This window comes from Streptomyces sp. NPDC045956 (assembly GCF_056430705.1).
Map to the genome: position 1 here is coordinate 717,943 of NZ_JBWKKZ010000001.1, position 18,275 is coordinate 736,217.

Genomic DNA, 18,275 nt, shown 5'->3' on the forward strand with positions numbered 1-18,275 from the left:
AATGTCGTCTAACCTGCAGATACCGACATCGCTAGTGCCGAGTGCGGGGGGTCCGGTGGGCACCGTCAGCCGTCTGATCGTCGTCGTCCTCTTCGAGGGCGTCGACCTGCTCGACGTCACCGGGCCGCCGGAGGTGTTCTCCCTGGCCCGGCGCGAGACGGAGGAGGCGGCGGGCTACGAGGTCGTCCTGGCCGCCGAGACCATGGACCCGGTCACCACCGGCGCGGGGGTCCGCGTCCTGCCCGACGCCACCTTCGGCGACCTGCGTGACCGGGCCGTCGACACCCTGATCGTGCCCGGTGCCGTCGAGGTGGACGACCGGGGCCGGGTGCACCCGCTCACCGACCCCGGCGTGGTGGAGCGGGTGCGGCAACTCGCCGCCCACACCCGGCGGGTGACGTCCGTCTGCGTCGGGGCGCACATCCTGGCGGCGGCCGGGCTGCTCGACGGCAAGCGCGCCACCACCCACTGGTCGACCGCCCGGCGGCTCGCCGAGGACCATCCGGCCGTCGAGGTCGACGCCGACCCGATCTTCATCCGCGAGGGCGACGTGTGGACCGGCGCCGGCATCAGCGCCTGCCTCGACCTCTCCCTCGCGCTGATCGCCGACGACCTGGGCGAGGACGTCGCCCTGCGCGTCGCCCGGCAGCTCGTGATGTACCTGAAGCGGCCGAGCGGGCAGAGCCAGTTCAGCGTCCCCCTGGAGCGGGTCTCCGCCACGCGGCGGGTCGAGGAGCTGCGGCACCACATCATGCGCCACCTCGCCGAACCGCTCACCGTCGCGGACCTCGCCGCCCACGCGCACGTCAGCGACCGCCAGCTCACCCGGATCTTCAAGACCGAACTCGGTACGACCCCGCACGCCTACCTCGAGTCGGCCCGCGTCGAGGCGGCCCGCCACCAGCTGGAATCGACCGACGCCACCCTGGAGCGGATCGCCACCGCCTGCGGGTTCGGCACCGTCGACACCCTGGTCAGGGCGTTCCGCCGGCGCCTGGACGCGACCCCGACGGAGTATCGGCGGCGGTTCCGGACCCTCCCCGCCTGAAGCGGGGTTCCCGGGCACGGAAACCCGAGCGCCCCGGAGCCCCGTCGGAGCAGGGGACCGAGGGGCCCTCTGCCCCGACGGGGCTCGGTCTGCCGGGCGGGCGGCTCACCGGCGCCCGGCGAAGGCCGGTGCGGTGCTCGGCGCTCCTCGGCTCAGCCGAAGTTCACGTCGCTGCACCACATGTACGCCTGGTCGAGGTGCGAGGCCTGCCAGATCACGAACACGATGTGGTGTCCGCTGTACCCGGAGGTCTGGACCGGGAAGGTGATGTTCTGCGCGGGGGCGTAGCGGCCGGTCTGCGTGATGAAGTCGAGGTTGCCCCAGCCCAGGGTCTGGGTCTTGGGGTCGAAGCCCTGCTTGCTCACGTAGACCTTGAAGTAGTCGGCGCCGTGGGACGCCTGGTCGTACAACTGCACCGAGAAGTTGTTGCCGACGTTGGTGGTCTTCCACTGGCCGGGCTTGTTCAGACTGGCGTTCCTCGACAGGTTGTTGCTGCAGAGCGTCCCGTCGGGGGTCTTCGCCTGGAACTGGCCGCCGAGGCCGTCGCGCAGGGCGCTCATCCAGTTCCACATGGTGTCGGCGTTGGCCTGGAAGGCCTGCCAGCACATGGGGTCCTGGGTCTGCATGGCCGGGTTCGTGTGGTTGCTGCCCCACGTCTTCCAGCACTGGTAGGCGCGGGTGGCGGGACCGACGACGGTGCCGTGGGCCTGGGCGGGGGTCGACCAGGCCAGGGCGCCGACGACCACGGCGAACAGCATGACGAGCGCCTGGAGAGGCCGGCGGAGGGCCGACCGCGAACGCCCGGTTAACGGACTCGTTGTGCGCATGTGGGGGGAACTCCTTCCAGAGGCAAGGCTGTAATGGGAGCGCTCCCAAAGTGACGACTCCTCAATGAAATGTCAATGAAACAGACAAACTTGATCACAGGAGTGGGTCGCGGTCGGGGAATCCGCCCTGGTGCGGGCGCCGGAGCCCTTCCCGAAACGGGCGTCAGCCCCTCCCGAAACGAGCGTCGGCCCCTCCCGCGGCGCCTCCGGAACCACTCCCTGCCGTCGAGTCCCACCCATCGCATCCGGAGCGGTAACGGCTTAGCATGACGCCGCGTCAGTTCACGGTCCCGCGCATCCGGGCCGGCAGAGGAGACCGCCGTCACGGCCGAGTCCCCGCCAGCACCACGCAAACCGTTCGGTCAACCGTCACTCCATCGAGATGAGGTTCCATGAACCGAAACCGAACCGCCGCCGGCGCGTTCGTCGTGGCCCTGTGCACCGCCGGCCTCGCCCTCGGCCCGGCGACCGCCGCGAGCGCCGCCGAGTCGAAGTCCCGCGTCGGGGCCGACTGGGAGACCCAGTCGATCGTCTTCAAGGCCGCCGCGGGTCACGCCAACGACCTCAACGTGTTCTTCATGTACACCAGCGACGGCATCCAGCGGATCGGCTTCCGCGACGTGGTCCCGCTCCAACCGGGCGACCACTGCGCGTACTCCTCGCCCGAGGACACCACCGCCGTCGTCTGCGAACTGCCCGCCGAGGGCCCGCGTCCCGACCGGATCGACATCCACCTCGGCGACGGCGACGACACGGTCGCCGCCTTCACCCCCGGGGTCGGCACCGTCAGCGGCGGCTCCGGCGACGACGAACTGCACGCCCACACCGCACGCACGGTGCTGGGCGGCGACGGGGACGACATGGTCATGGGGCCCGCCGTGCTGCACGGCGGCGACGGCATGGACCACCTCATGGGCGACGACGGGGACCAGCGGATGTGGGGTGGCGCGGGCGACGACATGATCGAGGGCTACGGCGGCGACGACGCCGTGTACGCCGGCACCGGCGACGACCACGCCATGGGCGGGGACGGCCGCGACATCCTGCTCGGTGGGCCCGGCGCCGACATGCTGCACGGCGAGGGCGGCGACGACCTCGTCGCCGGCGGCCTCGGCAAGGACACCGTCGACGGCGGACCGGGCCGCGACATCGTCCTCCCGTAGACGCACCAGGCCCAGCCCCAGCCCTCGTACGCCACCCGTACGAAGACCCCGCCCCGCGGCGCGACCGGCGTCGCGGGCGCGGCTACTTCGTCGGCCGCTCGAAGGCGACCGGGGTCTCGAAGGCCGCCCTGCGGGTGGCCCGGCGCAGCGCCTTCAGGACCGGCGTGCCGAGCGCGAGGGTCAGCACCACCGTCACGGCGGCACGGCCGCCGTCCCAGCCGAGGGAGGTGGCCAGGCAGTAGGCGACGAAGCGGGCCAGGTTGTCCGGGACGGACGCGTCCGGGTCGAAGGCGATGTTCGAGGCGAGCTTGTTCATGAAGGTCCAGCCCGCCAGGTTCATCACCATGCCGTAGGCGAACGCGGCCAGGAAGCCGTACCCGGCGAGCATCAGCAGCTCCGCACGGCCGCGCAGCCGGTCGGGGAAGGGCAGCAGACCCGCGCCCATCGTGAACCAGCCCATCGACAGCATCTGGAACGGCAGCCACGGGCCCACCCCGCCCGTGAGCAGCGCGGACGCGAACATGGTGACCGAGCCGAGGACGAAACCGAAGCCGGGGCCCAGGACCCGGCCGCTCAGCACCATCAGGAAGAACATCGGCTCCAGACCGGCCGTCCCCGCGCCGATGGGGCGCAGCGCCGCGCCCGCCGCCGCCAGCACGCCCAGCATCGCCACGGCCTTGGGACCGAGGCCCGACTCCGAGATCGTCGCCGCGACCACCGCCACCATGAGCACCAGGACACCGGCGAAGAGCCACGGCGCGTCCTGGGAGTGGGCGTTCACCGACGCCTCCGGAGGGGCGAGGAAGGGCCAGCCGAAGCCCGCCACGCCCACCGCGCTGACCAGCACGAGGGCGGCGACGGAGCGGGGGCCGAGGCGGACGGCGCGGGCCTGGCGGTCACGGCGGACGGTGCCGGTCATGCCAGGGCCTCCCTCACCTGGGCGACCGTCAGCCACTTACGCGGCGCCAGCACCTTGGCGACCTGCGGCGCGAAGGACGGGGAGGCCATCACCACGTCCGCCGCCGGACCGTCGGCGATCACCTCGCCCTCGGCGAGCAGGACCACCCGGTCGGCCAGCTCGGCGGCCAGCTCCACGTCGTGCGTGGCCAGCACGATCGCGTGGCCCTCGCCGGCCAGGCCGCGCAGCAGGCCGGCCAGCCGGGCCTTGGCCGCGTAGTCCAGGCCGCGCGTCGGCTCGTCCAGGAGCAGCAGCGGTGGGCGGGCCGTCAGGACGACGGCCAGGGCGAGGGTGAGGCGCTGGCCCTCGGAGAGGTCGCGGGGGTGGGTGTCGTCGGCGACGCCGGGCAGCAGCTCCGCCAGCAGGGCGCGGCAGGTGCCCTCGGCCGCCTCCGCGTCCCCGTCGGCGGCCCGGCACTCGGCGGCGACCGTGTCGGCGTACAACAGGTCGCGCGGCTCCTGCGGAACCAGGCCGACCCGGCGTACCAGCTCCCGGGGGGAGGTGCGGTGCGGTACGGCGTCACCGGCCCGCACCACACCGGCGGACGGTTCGAGGAGGCCGACGAGGGCCGACAGGAGGGTGGACTTCCCGGCGCCGTTGCGGCCCATGAGGGCGACCGTCTCGCCGGGGGAGACGGTCAGGTCGACGTCGCGCAGCGCCTGGATGCGGTCGCGGCGGACGTGCAGGGAGCGGATCTCGGCGGCGTACGGGGCGGGGGTGGAGGGCGTCCGCGGGGCAGTCCTGACGCGCCACCGCCGACGGGGTGCGGGGGGAGCGGGAGGAGCCGGGAGCGCGGCGGCCGGCGGTGTGCGGTGCGGGATCTCGCGGCCGGCCAGCCGGTCCCGCAGCGGTGCCGCGCGGCGCCGGGCGTCCCGGACCGTCAGCGGCAGCGGGGACCAGCCCGCCAGCCGGCCGAGCCCCACCACCGGCGGGTACACCGGGGACACGGCCATCACCTCGGTCGGCGGGCCGAGCAGCGGGGCCGCGCCCGGGGAGGGCAGCAGGACGACCTGGTCGGCGTACTGGACGACCCGCTCCAGGCGGTGCTCGGCCATCAGGACCGTCGTGCCCAGGTCGTGGACGAGGCGCTGGAGGACGGCCAGGACCTCCTCCGCCGCGGCCGGGTCCAGGGCCGAGGTCGGCTCGTCCAGGACGAGCACCTCGGGGTGCGGGGTGAGGACCGAGCCGATGGCGACGCGCTGCTGCTGGCCGCCGGAGAGCGTGGCGATGGGGCGGGCCCGCAGGTCGGACAGGCCCAGCAGGTCGAGGGTCTCCTCGACGCGGCGGCGCATGACGTCCGGGGGGAGGCCGAGGGACTCCATGCCGTAGGCGAGTTCGTCCTCGACGGTGTCCGTCACGAAGTGGGAGAGCGGGTCCTGGCCGACGGAGCCGACCACGTCGGCGAGTTCGCGCGGCTTGTGGGTGCGGGTGTCGCGGCCGGCCACGGTGACCCGGCCACTCAGCGTGCCGCCGGTGAAGTGCGGCACCAGGCCGCTGACGGCACCGAGCACGGTGGACTTGCCGACCCCGGACGGACCGGCGAGGAGGACGAGTTCGCCTTCGGGAACCTCGAAGTCGATGCCTTGGACGGTGGGCGCGGTCGCGCCGTCGTACGTGACCGACACATCCTCGAAGCGGATCACGACGACTCCTTGGCGGGTACGGGATCGGGGGCGGGGGCGACGAACGCCGGGAGCAGGCCGAGGAGTACGGCCGCCGCCGGCCACAGCGGCAGGGTGGGGGCGACCAGGGGGACCACGCCCGGGTGCAGCGCCGCCGGCTCGCGGGCGGCGGCGAGGAACATCAGGGCCGCGACCGCGACGCCGGACGCGGTGACCAGCCAGGCGCGGGCGTCCCAGCGGTCCGGACGGTAGCGGGTGCGAACGGTCCGGCGGCCGCCGAGCCACAGCCCGGCCAGCGCCGCGGCGACACCGAGCACGAGCACCGGAACGCCGTACGTGCCGCCCGCGGCGGTCAGCAGCCCGTACGTCCCCGCACAGACGCCGAGCAGGCCGCCCAGGGTGAGGGCGGCGGTGGTCCGGCGTACGGGGGCGGGGACCTGCGCGGTACGGCCGTAGCCGCGGGCGTCCATCGCGGCGGCGAGGGCGACGGAGCGCTCCAGGGCGCCCTCCAGGACCGGCAGGCCCACCTGGAGCAGGCCGCGCACGCCCTTGTCGGGGCGGCCCCGCAGGCGCCGGGCGGCGCGCAGCCGCTGGACGTCGGCGATGAGGTTCGGGGCGAAGGTGAGGGCCACGACGACGGCCACGCCCATCTCGTAGAGGGCGCCGGGGAGGGACTTGAGGAGGCGGGAGGGGTTGGCGAGGGCGTTCGCGGCGCCCACGCAGACCAGGAGGGCGGCCAGCTTCATCGCGTCGTACAGCGCGAAGGCGAGGCCCTCGGCGGTGACCCGGCCGCCGAGCCGGATGCCCTGCGCCCAGTCGGGGAGGGGGACTTCGGGGAGGGTCAAGAGGGTGTGCGTGCCGGGGATGGGGGAGCCCAGGACGGTGGTGAACAGCAGGCGGATGACCAGGACGGCCAGGGCGAGCTTGATGAAGGCGCCGTAGGAGCGGGACCAGGGGGCGTGGGGGCGGCGGGTGATGACCACGTAGGCGGAGACGGTGACGAGGAGGGCGAGCAGGAGGGGGTTGGTGGTGCGCGTGGCTGCGGTGCCGAGGGCCAGCGCCCAGAGCCACCAGGCGCCGGGGTGCAGGCTCTCGGGGCGGCGGCGGGGCGCGGGCCCGCTCGCCCGGCCCGCCGGAGTGCCCCCGGCGGGTGCGTGTCCGGCCTCCGCCCGGGGCGCGGCGGTACGACCGCCCGCGGCCGGGAGAGGCGCCGGGGTGCCGGGGGCAGGGTCAGTCGGTGGCATTCCGGCGCCGCCTCGCCTGCCAGGTCGCCGCTCCGGCGAGGACCGCCACCAGGGCGACGCCCGCGTAGAGGCCGACCGCGGGGCCGTCGTCGTCCTGCGTGCCCTTCGCGTCCGGGGCCGCCGTCGCCGTCGGCTGCTCCTTCTTCCCCTCCTGCTTCTGCCCCTGCTGCGACACCTGTTCGCCGCAACCCGCCTCCGGGTAGCCCGCGATGGCGCACAGCAGGGCGTTGGTGTCGTAGCGCAGGGGGCCCGCGACGGCGGCCAGGGCGTCGGCCGTCGTCGCGTCGGGGGAGACCCGGGCGCAGGCCGTGCGCGCGGCCGGCGGGTCCTCGCCGGCCGGGGCGTCGGACGCGGTGCCGAAGTCGAGGACGAGGGCGACGCGCTTGCTGCCGTCCTCGGCCGGTGTTCCCGCACAGACCGACGCGAAGTCGGCGGTGCCGCGCGGCTGGGCCGCGTCGTCCGAGTTCTCGCTCACCGAGAAGCGGAAGCCCTGGACGTCTCCGTCGGAGGGGCGAGTGAGGGACGGTCCCTGGGTGGCGTAGATCCAGCTTCCGCCGTCGCGGTCCCAGAAGGACCAGTAGCGGTAACCGGCGGCCTGCGCCTGGCCCGCGGTCCCGATCAGCAGGAACGCGGCCAGGAAGAGGAGGACGACGCGCCGGGTCACGGCTGACGCTTCTTGTTGCGGCCGCTCAGCAGGAAGCCGACGCCGATACCGAAGACCAGGCAGACGCCGACGAACCACCAGACGCCGAAGCCGGAGTCTTCCTTCTCGTCCTTCTCCTTCGCACCGTCCTCGTCGCTCGCGGTGGCGCTGTCGCTGACCTTGCCGCCCTGCGGGCTCGGCCCGGTCGCGTTCAGCGCCGCCACCAGGTCGGTGCCGCCGAAGGCACGCGGGTCGGTGCCGGTGGCGTGGGCGGCGAGGATCAGCTGGGCGTAGGCGGCCGGGCCGCTCTGCGCGGCCCACTTCGCGCTGTTCTTCTCCAGCCACGCCAGCGGCTTCGCCGCCCGGTCGGCGCCGCCCTGCGCGGCGAGCGCGACGACCGCGTCGGCGGTGTTGCCGTAGTCGGGCTGGTCGGCGGAGCCGCCGAGGGCGGACGTGAGGTGCCCCTTCTGGGCGACGGCCGCGGCGAGGTGGGCGGCGCCGTTCGCGGCGGCCTGCTCGCGGGTGGGCTTCTTCGCGTCGGCGCAGTCGGCGGCGGACTTCGCACCGGCCTCGGTGACCAGGCCCTTGCCGAGCGCGCCCAGGACACCGGCGGCCGTCGCGTCCGCGTTGGCGAGCAGCTTGCCGTCCTTGTCGGGCTGGAAGGCGAAGGCGCCCGCGCCCTCGTCCGCGGCACAGGGCAGCGCGAACGTCAGCAGGGCGTCGTACGGCGACCTGCCGTCCTTGACGACCTGCTCGGGGTCGGTCTCCGTGGCGGTCAGCGCGCCGATGACGACGGACGTGGAGTTGGCGTCGCTGGGACCGCCGGGGGTGTAGCCCCAGCCGCCGTCCTCGTTCTGCACGGACTTCAGCCACTTCAGGGCGGGCTCGACGACGTCGCCGTGCCCGCCGACGGCCCACAGCGCCTGGACGGCGGCGGCCGTGCTGTTGGTGTCGACCATGGTCTTGGCGTCGCAGGCCTTGGCCGGGTCGGCCCGGTACGGGGCGAAGGCGCCGCTCGCGCACTGCTGGCCGGTGAGCCAGCCCACGGCGGCCGGCGACGGGACCACGCCCACGGTGTCCTGCGCGAGCAGCGCGAGGGACTGGCGCCAGACGCCGTCGTACTGGGGGTCGGCGGTGCCGTACAGCCCGGAGGACCCGGGCTTGGCCGGGGCGGACGCGGAGGCGGACGGTGACGGATCGGCGGCGACCGCGGGCGCGGCGGCGGCGCCGATCACGGCTATGGCGGCCAGGGCCGCGGCGCTGCTGCGACGGCGGACGTTCATGATCGGCGGGTGCCTTTCCCTGCGCGGGGCCGGGCAGCACGGGCACCCCCGGGCGGCTCGGCCCCGTATGCCTCGACGGTGCCCGTGCGCCGGCGGGTGCCGGGCACGTGAGCCGGTCACGTCCGCCCGGGGCAGTCCGGCTCACCGGCCGCACGGGCCCTGACGGGACGCGGCGTTCGGCTCACGGTTGCGGGTCAGCGCCGGATTTGCACCGGCTTCCCCCCGTACGGGTGTGATGACGACGCGGCCACTTTACCCGGAGCCGACAGGGCCGGTCCGGGGCGCCCGTCCGGCCGGCCCGGCGCCCGCCAGGTCGATCAGCCGGCACACCGTCTCGATGTCCACGCCCACCTGCGCGAGCGACGCCCGGCCGGAGAGCCAGGCGATCAGGGTGGAGTGCCAGGTGTGCTCGACGACGCGGACCGCGGAGAGCTGCTCGGCGGTGGGGGCCTCCGGGCCGCCCATCGCGTCCAGGATGATCGCCGTGGTCTGCCGGGAGACCTGGTCGACCTCCGGGGAGACGCTGCGGTCGGCGAAGGTCAGGGCACGGGCCATCGCCTCGGCCAGCCGCGGTTCGCGCTGGAGGGCGGCGAAGGCCCGCATCAGGGTCTGCGCCACCCGGTCGGCCGCAGTGGCCCCGGCCGGCGGGCTCTTGCGCAGGGTGCCGTGCAACTGCTCCAGCTGGTCGTGCATGGTCGCGACCAGCAGATGGACCTTGGACGGGAAGTACCGGTACAGCGTGCCGAGGGCGACCTGCGAGGACTCCGCGACCTCCCGCATCTGCACCGCCTCGAAGCCGCCCCGGCAGGCCAGCCGGGCGGTCGCGTGCAGGATGCGGCGGCGCCGGGCGAGCTGCCGCTCGGTGAGCTGCGGGCCGGCGGGCCGGCGCGTGGGACGGGAGGCTTCCGCTTCCGGGTTCTCCACCTCGGCCACCTCCTCCCCCTCGTCCGGCCCGCCGGGCGCCGCACGGGGCGCCCGGCCGTGGCGTGAATCACCTGATCCACTCGTCACAGCGCACCTACCTGCCGGTAGATTCGGAGCCTCTGACGATCAAGTCTGAAACTTGTTCTAGATTAACGTCCCGGCATAGTGTCGCGGGACAATGCAGTGAGAAGGGGGCCCGGAGTGACCGCTGAGGCCAGTCGGACGGGTGCCCGTCCCGAGCCCGCCGCCGACGGTATGCGACCGCTCCGCATCGCGCTCCTCACCTACAAGGGGAACCCGTTCTGCGGCGGCCAGGGCGTCTACGTGCGTCACCTCTCCCGCGAACTGGCCCGCCTCGGCCACCGGGTGGAGGTCATCGGCGCCCAGCCCTACCCCGTCCTGGACGAGGGCCTCGGGGACCGGCTGTCCCTCACCGAGCTGCCCAGCCTCGACCTCTACCGCCAGCCCGACCCCTTCCGCACCCCGAAGCGCGGCGAGTACCGCGACTGGGTCGACGCGCTGGAGGTCGGCACGATGTGGACCGGCGGTTTCCCCGAGCCGCTGACCTTCTCGCTGCGCGCCCGCCGCCATCTGCGCGCCCGCCGCGGCGACTTCGACGTCGTCCACGACAACCAGACCCTCGGCTACGGGCTGCTGGGCGACGTGGGCGCCCCCCTGGTCACCACGATCCACCACCCCATCACCGTCGACCGGCAGCTCGAACTCGACGCCGCCGACGGCTGGAAGCGCCGGTACTCCGTGCGCCGCTGGTACGCCTTCACCCGCATGCAGAAGCGCGTCGCCCGCCGCCTGCCCTCGGTGCTCACCGTCTCCGGCACCTCCCGCCGGGAGATCATCGACCACCTCGGCGTCCGGGACGACCGCATCCACGTCGTCCACATCGGCGCCGACACCGACCTGTTCTCACCCGATCCGTCGGTGCCCGTGGTGCCGGGCCGGATCGTGACGACGTCCAGCGCGGACGTGCCGCTCAAGGGCCTGGTCTTCCTCGTCGAGGCGCTGGCGAAGACACGCACCGAGCACCCCCGCGCGCACCTCGTCGTCGTCGGCAAGCGGCCCGCCGAAGGGCCCGTCGCGCAGGCGATCGAGCGGTACGGGCTCGAGGGCGCCGTCGAGTTCGTCAAGGGCATCACGGACGCCGAACTCGTCGACCTGGTGCGCTCCGCCGAGGTCGCGTGCGTGCCGTCGCTGTACGAGGGGTTCTCGCTGCCGGCCGCCGAGGCCATGGCGACGGGCACCGCGCTGCTGGCCACCACCGGCGGGGCCGTGCCGGAGGTCGCCGGACCCGACGGGGAGACCTGCCTCGCGGTGCCGCCGGGCGACGCGGGCGCCCTGGCCGCCGGGTTGAACCGGCTGCTCGGCGACCGCGAACTGCGGGTCCGGCTCGGCGCGGCCGGCCGCGAGCGCGTGCTGCGGCACTTCACCTGGGCCCGCGCCGCCGAGGGCACGGCCGCCCGCTACCGCGAGGCCGTCGGCCCCCTTGCGACCTCCCCCGGGGCCGTCCCCGCGGCCCCCACCAGTGACACCGGCGTCTACCCCGAAAGCAGGGCCACGTGCTGACCGTCGACTTCTCCCGGTTCCCGCTCGCCCCGGGCGACCGCGTGCTGGACCTCGGCTGCGGGGCCGGCCGGCACGCGTTCGAGTGCTACCGGCGCGGCGCCCGGGTCGTCGCGCTGGACCAGAACGCCGAGGAGATCCGCGAGGTCGCCAAGTGGTTCGCGGCGATGGAGGAGGCCGGTGAGGCCCCGGCCGGCGCCACCGCCACCGCGATGGAGGGCGACGCGCTGGCCCTGCCCTTCCCGGACGAGTCCTTCGACGTCGTCATCATCTCCGAGGTGATGGAGCACATCCCCGACGACAAGGGCGTCCTCGCCGAGATGGTCCGCGTCCTCAAGCCCGGCGGGCGCATCGCGATCACCGTGCCCCGCTACGGTCCCGAGAAGGTCTGCTGGACCCTCTCCGACGCCTACCACGAGGTCGAGGGCGGCCACATCCGCATCTACCGCGCGGACCAGCTCCTCGACCGCATCCGCGAGGCGGGTCTGAGGCCCTACGGCACCCACCACGCGCACGCGCTGCACTCGCCGTACTGGTGGCTGAAGTGCGCGTTCGGCGTCGACAACGACAAGGCGCTGCCGGTGCGGGCGTACCACAAGCTGCTGGTCTGGGACATCATGAAGAAGCCGCTGGCGACACGGGTCGCCGAGCAGGCGCTGAACCCGCTGATCGGCAAGAGCTTCGTGGCGTACGCCACCAAGCCGCACCTGCCGCCGGTGGACGCCGCGTGACGTCGTCCCACAGCCCTCGCAGCCCTCGCACCCCCCGCACCGAACACCTGGTCCTGCCCGGTGTCCTCACCGACACCGAGGCCGCCGCGACGGTCCGCGGCATCCTCGCCGCGCAGCGCGAGGACGGCGCGATCCCGTGGTTCCGCGGGCACCACCTCGACCCGTGGGACCACGTCGAGGCCGCGATGGCGCTGGACGCGGCCGGCGAGCACGAGGCCGCCGAGCGGGCCTACGAGTGGCTGGCCCGGCACCAGAACCCGGACGGCTCCTGGTACGCCGCCTACGCCGACGGCGACTTCGGCGACGTCACCGACCGCGGCCGGGAGACCAACTTCGTCGCCTACGTCGCGGTCGGCGTCTGGCACCACCACCTCGCCACCGGCGACGACACCTTCCTGGACCGGATGTGGCCCGTCGTGCACGCGGCGGTCGAGTTCGTGCTGGGCCTCCAGCAGCCGGGCGGGCAGATCGGCTGGCGGCGCGACGACGACGGCACCGACACCACCGACGCCCTGCTGACCGGCAGCTCCTCCATCCACCACGCGCTGCGCTGCGCGCTCGCCATCGCCGAGCAGCGCGAAGAGCCGCAGCCCGACTGGGAGTTGGCGGCGGGCGCGCTGCGGCACGCCATCCGCCGCCACCCGGAGCGGTTCCTGGACAAGGGCCGCTACTCGATGGACTGGTACTACCCGGTGCTGGGCGGCGCGCTGACCGGCACCGAGGCGAGGTCCCGCATCGCGGAGAGCTGGGACCGCTTCGTCGTCCCGGACCTCGGGGTGCGCTGCGTCGTCCCCAACCCGTGGGTCACGGGAGGGGAGTCGGCCGAACTCGCCCTCGCCCTGTGGGCGGTGGGCGAGTCCGACCACGCCCTGGAGATCCTCCAGTCCATCCAGCACCTGCGGGACCCGGACAGCGGCCTGTACTGGACGGGCTACGTCTTCGACGACGACGCCGTCTGGCCACGGGAACTGACCACGTGGACGGCCGGCTCCGTGCTGCTCGCCGTGGCCGCGCTGGGCGGACACGAGGCGACCTGCCAGGTCTTCTCCGGCGACCGCCTGCCCCGGGGGCTGGACCCGGACTGCTGCGTCTGAGCGGTGGGCGGCCGGGCGGTCAGCGGTGGCCGACGCGGCCGGCGATGGCGTGGCCGATGAAGAGGTAGACCACGGCGGCCAGGCCGTAGCCGGCGACGACGCGGGCCCACGCCTCGTCGAAGGTGAACAGGTCGCGGGACCAGCCGGCGAGCCAGTTGGCCGCGTCATGGACGAACTGCACCAGGTCGTTGCCCCGGTTGGCGTCCAACAGGTACATCAGTATCCACAGGCCGAGGATGAGGGCCATGATGTCCGCGACGACCGCGATGGCCCTGCCCGCGGAACTGGATCCGTGGTATCTAGACATGCCTTGCGTATGGCCCCGGAAGCCGGACGGAAACCTGTGCGAACGGCCCCCCTTCCGGAACCGGGTCCGGAAGGGGGGCCGTTGGGTCGGGCGCGGGGCCTCGCGCGGGCTCAGCCGCGCTGGATGCCCGAGGTGTCCTGGAGGACGCCGCGGCGGCCGTCCTGCGTCTGGGCGACCAGGTTCGCGCCGCGCTGCTCGACGGCCAGGTACCAGGTGCCCGGCGCCAGTTCGGCGATCGGCGTGGGCGAGCCGTCCTCCGCGAACAGCGGACGCGGCACCGGCACGGCGAACCAGAACGGCGAGAAGTCCCCGGCCGGCTGCGCCTGCGCCTGCTGCGGCTGCGGGCTCTGCGGCTGACCCTGCTGCGCCTGACCGGGCTGCGGCTGGCCGCCGAAGGACGGGCCCGGCTGACCGGGCTGGCCCGGCTGGCCGCCGTACGGCTGCTGCTGCGCGCCCGGGTAGCCGTAACCACCCTGCGGCTGGCCGCCGTAGGGCTGCGGCGCGGCCGGACGGGGGGCCGGGATCAGGGCGCCCTTGAGGGCCGGGACCAGCGGGGTGGCGACGGCCGCGGCGGCCATGACCAGGGTGGCGATCAGGGCGAGGATCAGGCCCAGGCCCGCCCCCAGGTCGCCGATGAAGCCGCCGTCGCCGTCGAAGGCGCCGGCCGGGTCGAAGATGTTGCCGAGCGCGCACCAGGCCGCGAAGACCGTGAACGCGACGCCGAACTGGCCGAGGTCCAGCCCCGCCACCTTCTTCGGCTGCGGCAGCGCGCGCGCCACGACGACCAGCGCGGCGCCGATGATGCCCGCCAGGACGACACCGAGCACGACCGGCCCACTGCCCCACAGGCTGGGGATGTCGGCGCTGTCCGAGGCACCGTCGATCGAGTAGATGTCGAGGAACGACGCGATGAACAGCAACACCGCTGCTCCGATCACCACGCCGTCGCCTCGAGTGAGGGAGCGGATATTCACTTCAGGTCCTTCGTAGGTCGTCTCGTCGTCGGTAGAGGCGTCGCTGTCACCATGTCGCCGTCAGGTTCCGGAGTGAAGCGCGGGGGTGGCCCCTCATCGTACGGATGACACTATCGCCCGCACATCGGGGCTGTCCGCAGGGACCAGCACGCCGATCGCTACCCGCGCAGGAAACTCACGATTCCCTCAGACATCCCTTGCGCGGCCTTCTGCCGCCACGCGCCGCTGGTCAGCAGCGCCGCGTCCGCGCCGTCGCGCATGTTGCCGCACTCGATGAACACCTTGGGAACCGTTGACAGATTGAGACCGCCCAGGTCCGTACGCGTGACGAGACCGGTGCCGCCGCCGACGTAGTTGGAGGGCGCGCTGCCCGTGGCACGGACGAAGTTGCCCGCGACGCGCTCACCCAACTCGGCGGACGGGGCGACGATGGCACGGGTGTCGGCCGCGCCGTCGTGCACGGAGCCCGGCAGGATCACGTGGAAGCCGCGGTTGCCGGTGCCGGACCCGTCGGCGTGGATCGAGATGGCGGCGTCCGCCTCCGCCTCGTTGCCGATCCTGGCCCGCTCGTCCACGCAGGGTCCGTACGGACGGTCGTCGTCCTGCGTCAGTTCCACCGTGGCGCCCTGCTGCTGGAGCAGGGTGCGCAGCCGGTGGGCGACGTCCAGGGTGAACTCCGCCTCCGGCCAGCCCGCGTCGGTGGCCGTGCCGGTCGTGTCGCACTCCTTCCAGTGCGTACCGACGTTCACCTTGCGGTTGATCTCGGCGGTGTGCCGGAAGTTGCCCGGGTTGTGCCCCGGGTCGATGACGACGACCTTGCCCTTGAGGGGGCCGGACGCCGCGGCGGGCGCGGACGCGGAGGCGGACGGCTTCCTCGTGGTCGCGGTCGGCGAAGGGGACGAGCCCGTGGGCGCCTTGGCGTCGCCGGTCGCGGAGGCGGTGGCGGTGGCGGACGAGGTCGCGGAGGACGGCGCCTGCGACGTGCGCTCGCCCGCGCGGTCCGTGCCGGCCCCGCCGTCGTCCGGGCCGCCGACCGCCGCGTACACCCCCCATCCGAGCAGCGCGCCGGGGACGAGCGCGGCGATCGCCACGGTCAGCGGACGGCGCAGGGGGGAACGGCGGGGCTGGGGTGGATCGAGGTCCGGGCCTGTGTACGACACGCAGCGACTCTAGACCGCGCCCTCAGATCCCCGCGCCGGTTCGCCGCAGGACGCGCAGCGAGTCGGTCACCGAGACCTCGGTGAACGCGCCGGACGCCAGGGCCCGGAGGTAGACGCGGTACGGGGCCTGGCCGGTGAACTCGTCGGCCGGTTCCGGGAAGACGTCGTGGATGACCAGGAGGCCGCCGTCGGCCACGTGCGGTGCCCAGCCCTCGTAGTCGGCGCCCGCGTGCTCGTCGGTGTGCCCGCCGTCGACGAAGACCAGGCCGAGCGGGGTGTTCCAGACCGACGCGACCTGGGGCGAGCGCCCGACGAGAGCCACCACGTGCTCCTCCAGGCCGGCCCGGTGGAGGGTGCGGCGGAAGGTGGGGAGGGTGTCCATCACGCCGAGTTCGGGATCGACCGTCTCCGGGTCGTGGTACTCCCAGCCCGGCTGCTGCTCCTCGCTGCCCCGGTGGTGGTCCACGGTGAGCGCGGTCACCCCGGCCCGGCGGGCGGCGTCGGCGAGCAGGACCGTGGAGCGTCCGCAGTACGTACCGACCTCCAGCAGCGGCAGCCCGAGCCGGCCCGCCTCCACGGCCGCCGCGTACAGCGCGAGGCCCTCGTGCGCGGGCATGAACCCCTTCGCGGCCTCGAAGGCGGCGAGGGTGGAGGGGGCGGGGGCCGCGGACATGAGGGTGCCTTTCGGTGGTGCGGGTGCGGGTGCGGGTGCGGGTGGGGGTGGTGGGCGCGTGTCGGCGCCCCATGCTGCCGCACCCCCCGCCGCGGGGTGCGACAGGGGGTGCGGTGAGCCGGGGCGGTGCGGGTCAGGCCGGGACCGTCTCGCCCGGCAGGGTCAGGTCCAGGTCGACCGGGAACTCGCCGCCGGTGTGGGTGGCGGAGTGGGCGAGCGGGCCGTGGCCCGCGGCGCGGGCGGCCAGGACGTACGGCCCCGCGGCGGGGACCGCGAGGGCGTAGCCGCCGTCCCCGTCGGAGAGGGTCGCGCCCGCCTGACGCCCGTGCCGGTCGATCAGCGTGACCTTGGCGCGGGCGACGGGGGAGCCGTCGGCGGTGAGGACCCGGCCGCGGAAGCCGCGCGGCGCGTCGCCGTCCACCGGCTCCCCGGCGAGTGCCCGCTCGGCGCGGGCCAGGTTCGCGTCCTCCTCGCTGCTCGCGCGCAGCTGCGTGGTGGTGGCCGGGCGGCGGCGGGGGAGGAAGAAGGCCAGCGCCAGACCGGCGGCGACCGCGCCGGTCGCGATCAGGAAGGAGACGCGGAAGCCGTGCATGGTGGGAACCGCGACACCGCCCACGTCGTTCGCGGTGTTGGCCAGCACCATGCCGATGACGGCGCTCGACACCGACGTACCGATCGAGCGCATCAGGGTGTTGAGGCCGTTGGCGGCGCCCGTCTCCGAGGCCGGGACCGCGCCGATGATCAGCGCGGGCAGCGAGGAGTAGGCGAGGCCGATGCCGGCGCCGATCAGCACCGAGGTGACGACGGTCTGCCAGGCGGCGCTCATCAGACCGAGACCGCCCGCGTAGCCGGCCCCGATGATCACCAGGCCGAGGAGCAGCGTCGTACGCGGGCCGTACCGGGCGGAGAGCCGGGCGTACACCGGCGCGGTGAACATCATCGTCAGGCCCAGCGGGGCCACGCACAGACCCGCGACGACCATCGACTGCCCGAGGCCGTACCCGGTCTCGGAGGGCAGCTGGAGGAGCTGCGGCAGGACGAGCGAGATCACGTAGAAGGAGACGCCGACCATGATCGAGGCGAGGTTGGTGAGCAGCACCTCGCGGCGGGCGGTGGTGCGCAGGTCGACCAGCGGCGCCTTGACGCGCAGCTCCATCAGGCCCCACAGGAACAGGACCACGGCGGCCGCGGCGAACAGACCGAGCGTGGTGGGCGACGACCAGCCCCAGTCGCTGCCCTTGGTGATCGGCAGGAGGAAGAGGACCAGGCCGGCCGCGAGGCCGAGCGCGCCCGGCAGGTCGAAGGAGCCCTTGGCGCGCAGCGGCGACTCCGGGACGACCAGGAGGGTCAGGGCGATCGCGAGGACGCCGAGGCCGGCGGCACCGTAGAACAGGGCGTGCCAGTCGGTGTGCTGGGCGACCAGGGCCGCGGCGGGCAGCGCCAGACCGCCGCCGACGCCGATCGAGGAGCTCATCAGCGCCATCGCCGAGCCGAGCCGCTCCCGGGGCAGCATGTCGCGCATCAGGCCGATGCCGAGGGGTATCGCGCCCATCGCGAAGCCCTGGAGGGTCCGGCCGACGATCATCGGGACCAGGGCGTCGGTGAACGCGCTGACCAGCGCGCCCACCACCATCACCGACAGGCTGGCGATCAGCATGCGGCGCTTGCCGAACAGGTCGCCGAGGCGGCCCATGATGGGCGTGGCCACGGCTCCCGAGAGGAGGGTGGAGGTCAGGACCCAGGTGGCGTTGCCGGGCGTCGTGTCCAGGAGCCGGGGCAGGTCCTTGATGACCGGGACGAGCAGGGTCTGCATCACCGCGACGACGATGCCCGCGAAAGCGAGCACCGGGACGGTGGCCCCGCTCGCTGTGCGGGCGGGCTCGTCGGTCGTCGTGTGGGACATGAAGTGAGGCCTCCAGGCCGGGGTGCGGCGCGTACGGTGCGGATGAGCGGGATGAGCGGGATGAGCGGGATGAGCGGGATGAGCGGGATGAGCGGGATGAGCGGGATGAGCGGGAAGATCGTGCGGGGTGCGTGCTGGATGAA

17 protein-coding genes and 1 riboswitch are annotated in these 18,275 nt (G+C 74.0%); of the genes, 5 read left to right on the top strand and 12 right to left on the bottom strand.

The annotated features are described in order from the left end of the window. The first annotated feature begins 55 nt into the window (after positions 1 to 55). Positions 56 to 1,048: a GlxA family transcriptional regulator gene (locus AC07FV_RS03130; protein ID WP_479084238.1), complete on the top strand. Its 993-nt coding sequence runs from the start codon at positions 56 to 58 to the stop codon at positions 1,046 to 1,048. A gap of 152 nt (positions 1,049 to 1,200) precedes the next feature. Here AC07FV_RS03130 and AC07FV_RS03135 read toward each other — a convergent pair whose 3' ends face one another. Next, positions 1,201 to 1,875, bottom strand: coding sequence for a lytic polysaccharide monooxygenase auxiliary activity family 9 protein (locus AC07FV_RS03135; protein ID WP_479084239.1), 675 nt, complete (start codon positions 1,873 to 1,875; stop codon positions 1,201 to 1,203). Between the two features lie 392 nt (positions 1,876 to 2,267). Between AC07FV_RS03135 and AC07FV_RS03140 the strand changes: the two genes are divergently transcribed. After that, a complete protein-coding gene (locus AC07FV_RS03140; RefSeq protein ID WP_479084241.1) occupies positions 2,268 to 3,038 on the top strand; it encodes a calcium-binding protein in 771 nt (256 codons plus the stop codon). A gap of 82 nt (positions 3,039 to 3,120) precedes the next feature. On the opposite strand, the gene AC07FV_RS03145 is transcribed toward AC07FV_RS03140, so the two are convergent. The 6 genes from AC07FV_RS03145 to AC07FV_RS03170 all read right to left on the bottom strand — a co-directional run bounded on the left by AC07FV_RS03145 (position 3,121) and on the right by AC07FV_RS03170 (position 9,721). After that, the gene (locus AC07FV_RS03145; protein ID WP_479084243.1) at positions 3,121 to 3,957 is read right to left on the bottom strand and encodes an ECF transporter S component; all 837 of its coding nucleotides are present in this window, start codon (positions 3,955 to 3,957) and stop codon (positions 3,121 to 3,123) included. Continuing rightward, a complete protein-coding gene (locus tag AC07FV_RS03150) occupies positions 3,954 to 5,639 on the bottom strand; it encodes an ABC transporter ATP-binding protein (RefSeq protein WP_479084244.1) in 1,686 nt (561 codons plus the stop codon). Before AC07FV_RS03150 ends, AC07FV_RS03145 begins: the two co-directional genes overlap by 4 nt. Beyond that, complete coding sequence (locus AC07FV_RS03155) at positions 5,636 to 6,862, bottom strand: energy-coupling factor transporter transmembrane component T (protein ID WP_479084246.1); 1,227 nt, start codon at positions 6,860 to 6,862, stop codon at positions 5,636 to 5,638. Before AC07FV_RS03155 ends, AC07FV_RS03150 begins: the two co-directional genes overlap by 4 nt. After that, a complete protein-coding gene (locus AC07FV_RS03160) occupies positions 6,849 to 7,526 on the bottom strand; it encodes an SCO2322 family protein (protein WP_479084247.1) in 678 nt (225 codons plus the stop codon). Before AC07FV_RS03160 ends, AC07FV_RS03155 begins: the two co-directional genes overlap by 14 nt. Beyond that, positions 7,523 to 8,788: a prenyltransferase/squalene oxidase repeat-containing protein gene (locus AC07FV_RS03165; protein ID WP_479084248.1), complete on the bottom strand. Its 1,266-nt coding sequence runs from the start codon at positions 8,786 to 8,788 to the stop codon at positions 7,523 to 7,525. The genes AC07FV_RS03160 and AC07FV_RS03165 overlap by 4 nt, the downstream gene beginning before the upstream one ends. A gap of 146 nt (positions 8,789 to 8,934) precedes the next feature. Beyond that, a riboswitch (cobalamin riboswitch) is annotated at positions 8,935 to 9,009 on the bottom strand. 31 nt (positions 9,010 to 9,040) lie between these two features. Further along, positions 9,041 to 9,721 (bottom strand): TetR family transcriptional regulator, encoded by a 681-nt coding sequence (locus AC07FV_RS03170; protein WP_479084249.1) that lies wholly within the window; start codon positions 9,719 to 9,721, stop codon positions 9,041 to 9,043. Positions 9,722 to 9,913: 192 nt separating this feature from the next. On the opposite strand from AC07FV_RS03170, the gene AC07FV_RS03175 reads away from it, so the two are divergent. From AC07FV_RS03175 to AC07FV_RS03185, 3 genes are read left to right on the top strand one after another with little or no spacing between them, the layout of a single operon-like run. After that, positions 9,914 to 11,293 carry a glycosyltransferase family 4 protein gene (locus tag AC07FV_RS03175; RefSeq protein ID WP_366766596.1) on the top strand — a complete coding sequence of 460 codons (1,380 nt, stop codon included), beginning with the start codon at positions 9,914 to 9,916 and terminating at the stop codon, positions 11,291 to 11,293. Further along, positions 11,287 to 12,021, top strand: a complete 735-nt coding sequence (locus AC07FV_RS03180; RefSeq protein ID WP_479084251.1) for a class I SAM-dependent methyltransferase — start codon at positions 11,287 to 11,289, stop codon at positions 12,019 to 12,021. Before AC07FV_RS03175 ends, AC07FV_RS03180 begins: the two co-directional genes overlap by 7 nt. Further along, the gene (locus AC07FV_RS03185; protein WP_479084253.1) at positions 12,018 to 13,115 is read left to right on the top strand and encodes a prenyltransferase/squalene oxidase repeat-containing protein; all 1,098 of its coding nucleotides are present in this window, start codon (positions 12,018 to 12,020) and stop codon (positions 13,113 to 13,115) included. The genes AC07FV_RS03180 and AC07FV_RS03185 overlap by 4 nt, the downstream gene beginning before the upstream one ends. A gap of 19 nt (positions 13,116 to 13,134) precedes the next feature. Here AC07FV_RS03185 and AC07FV_RS03190 read toward each other — a convergent pair whose 3' ends face one another. The 5 genes from AC07FV_RS03190 to AC07FV_RS03210 form a co-directional block, all read right to left on the bottom strand. Continuing rightward, on the bottom strand, positions 13,135 to 13,422 hold the full coding sequence (locus AC07FV_RS03190; protein WP_356611423.1) for a hypothetical protein: 288 nt from the start codon (positions 13,420 to 13,422) through the stop codon (positions 13,135 to 13,137). A 110-nt stretch (positions 13,423 to 13,532) separates the two neighbouring features. Beyond that, on the bottom strand, positions 13,533 to 14,396 hold the full coding sequence (locus tag AC07FV_RS03195; protein WP_479084254.1) for a hypothetical protein: 864 nt from the start codon (positions 14,394 to 14,396) through the stop codon (positions 13,533 to 13,535). A 158-nt stretch (positions 14,397 to 14,554) separates the two neighbouring features. Further along, the gene (locus AC07FV_RS03200; RefSeq protein ID WP_479084256.1) at positions 14,555 to 15,556 is read right to left on the bottom strand and encodes an N-acetylmuramoyl-L-alanine amidase; all 1,002 of its coding nucleotides are present in this window, start codon (positions 15,554 to 15,556) and stop codon (positions 14,555 to 14,557) included. A gap of 22 nt (positions 15,557 to 15,578) precedes the next feature. Further along, on the bottom strand, positions 15,579 to 16,229 hold the full coding sequence (locus tag AC07FV_RS03205) for a class I SAM-dependent methyltransferase (protein ID WP_432882978.1): 651 nt from the start codon (positions 16,227 to 16,229) through the stop codon (positions 15,579 to 15,581). A gap of 133 nt (positions 16,230 to 16,362) precedes the next feature. Further along, complete coding sequence (locus AC07FV_RS03210) at positions 16,363 to 18,132, bottom strand: MFS transporter (protein WP_479084257.1); 1,770 nt, start codon at positions 18,130 to 18,132, stop codon at positions 16,363 to 16,365. Positions 18,133 to 18,275: the final 143 nt, after the last annotated feature.

Bases quoted from the DNA above. Each gene is read 5' to 3' on its own strand.
- AC07FV_RS03135 (WP_479084239.1), bottom strand. From the start codon at position 1,875: ATGCGCACAACGAGTCCGTTAACCGGGCGTTCGCGGTCGGCCCTCCGC.
- AC07FV_RS03140 (WP_479084241.1), top strand. From the start codon at position 2,268: ATGAACCGAAACCGAACCGCCGCCGGCGCGTTCGTCGTGGCCCTGTGC.
- AC07FV_RS03145 (WP_479084243.1), bottom strand. From the start codon at position 3,957: ATGACCGGCACCGTCCGCCGTGACCGCCAGGCCCGCGCCGTCCGCCTC.
- AC07FV_RS03155 (WP_479084246.1), bottom strand. From the start codon at position 6,862: ATGCCACCGACTGACCCTGCCCCCGGCACCCCGGCGCCTCTCCCGGCC.
- AC07FV_RS03165 (WP_479084248.1), bottom strand. From the start codon at position 8,788: ATGAACGTCCGCCGTCGCAGCAGCGCCGCGGCCCTGGCCGCCATAGCC.
- AC07FV_RS03190 (WP_356611423.1), bottom strand. From the start codon at position 13,422: ATGTCTAGATACCACGGATCCAGTTCCGCGGGCAGGGCCATCGCGGTC.
- AC07FV_RS03205 (WP_432882978.1), bottom strand. From the start codon at position 16,229: ATGTCCGCGGCCCCCGCCCCCTCCACCCTCGCCGCCTTCGAGGCCGCG.
- AC07FV_RS03210 (WP_479084257.1), bottom strand. From the start codon at position 18,132: ATGTCCCACACGACGACCGACGAGCCCGCCCGCACAGCGAGCGGGGCC.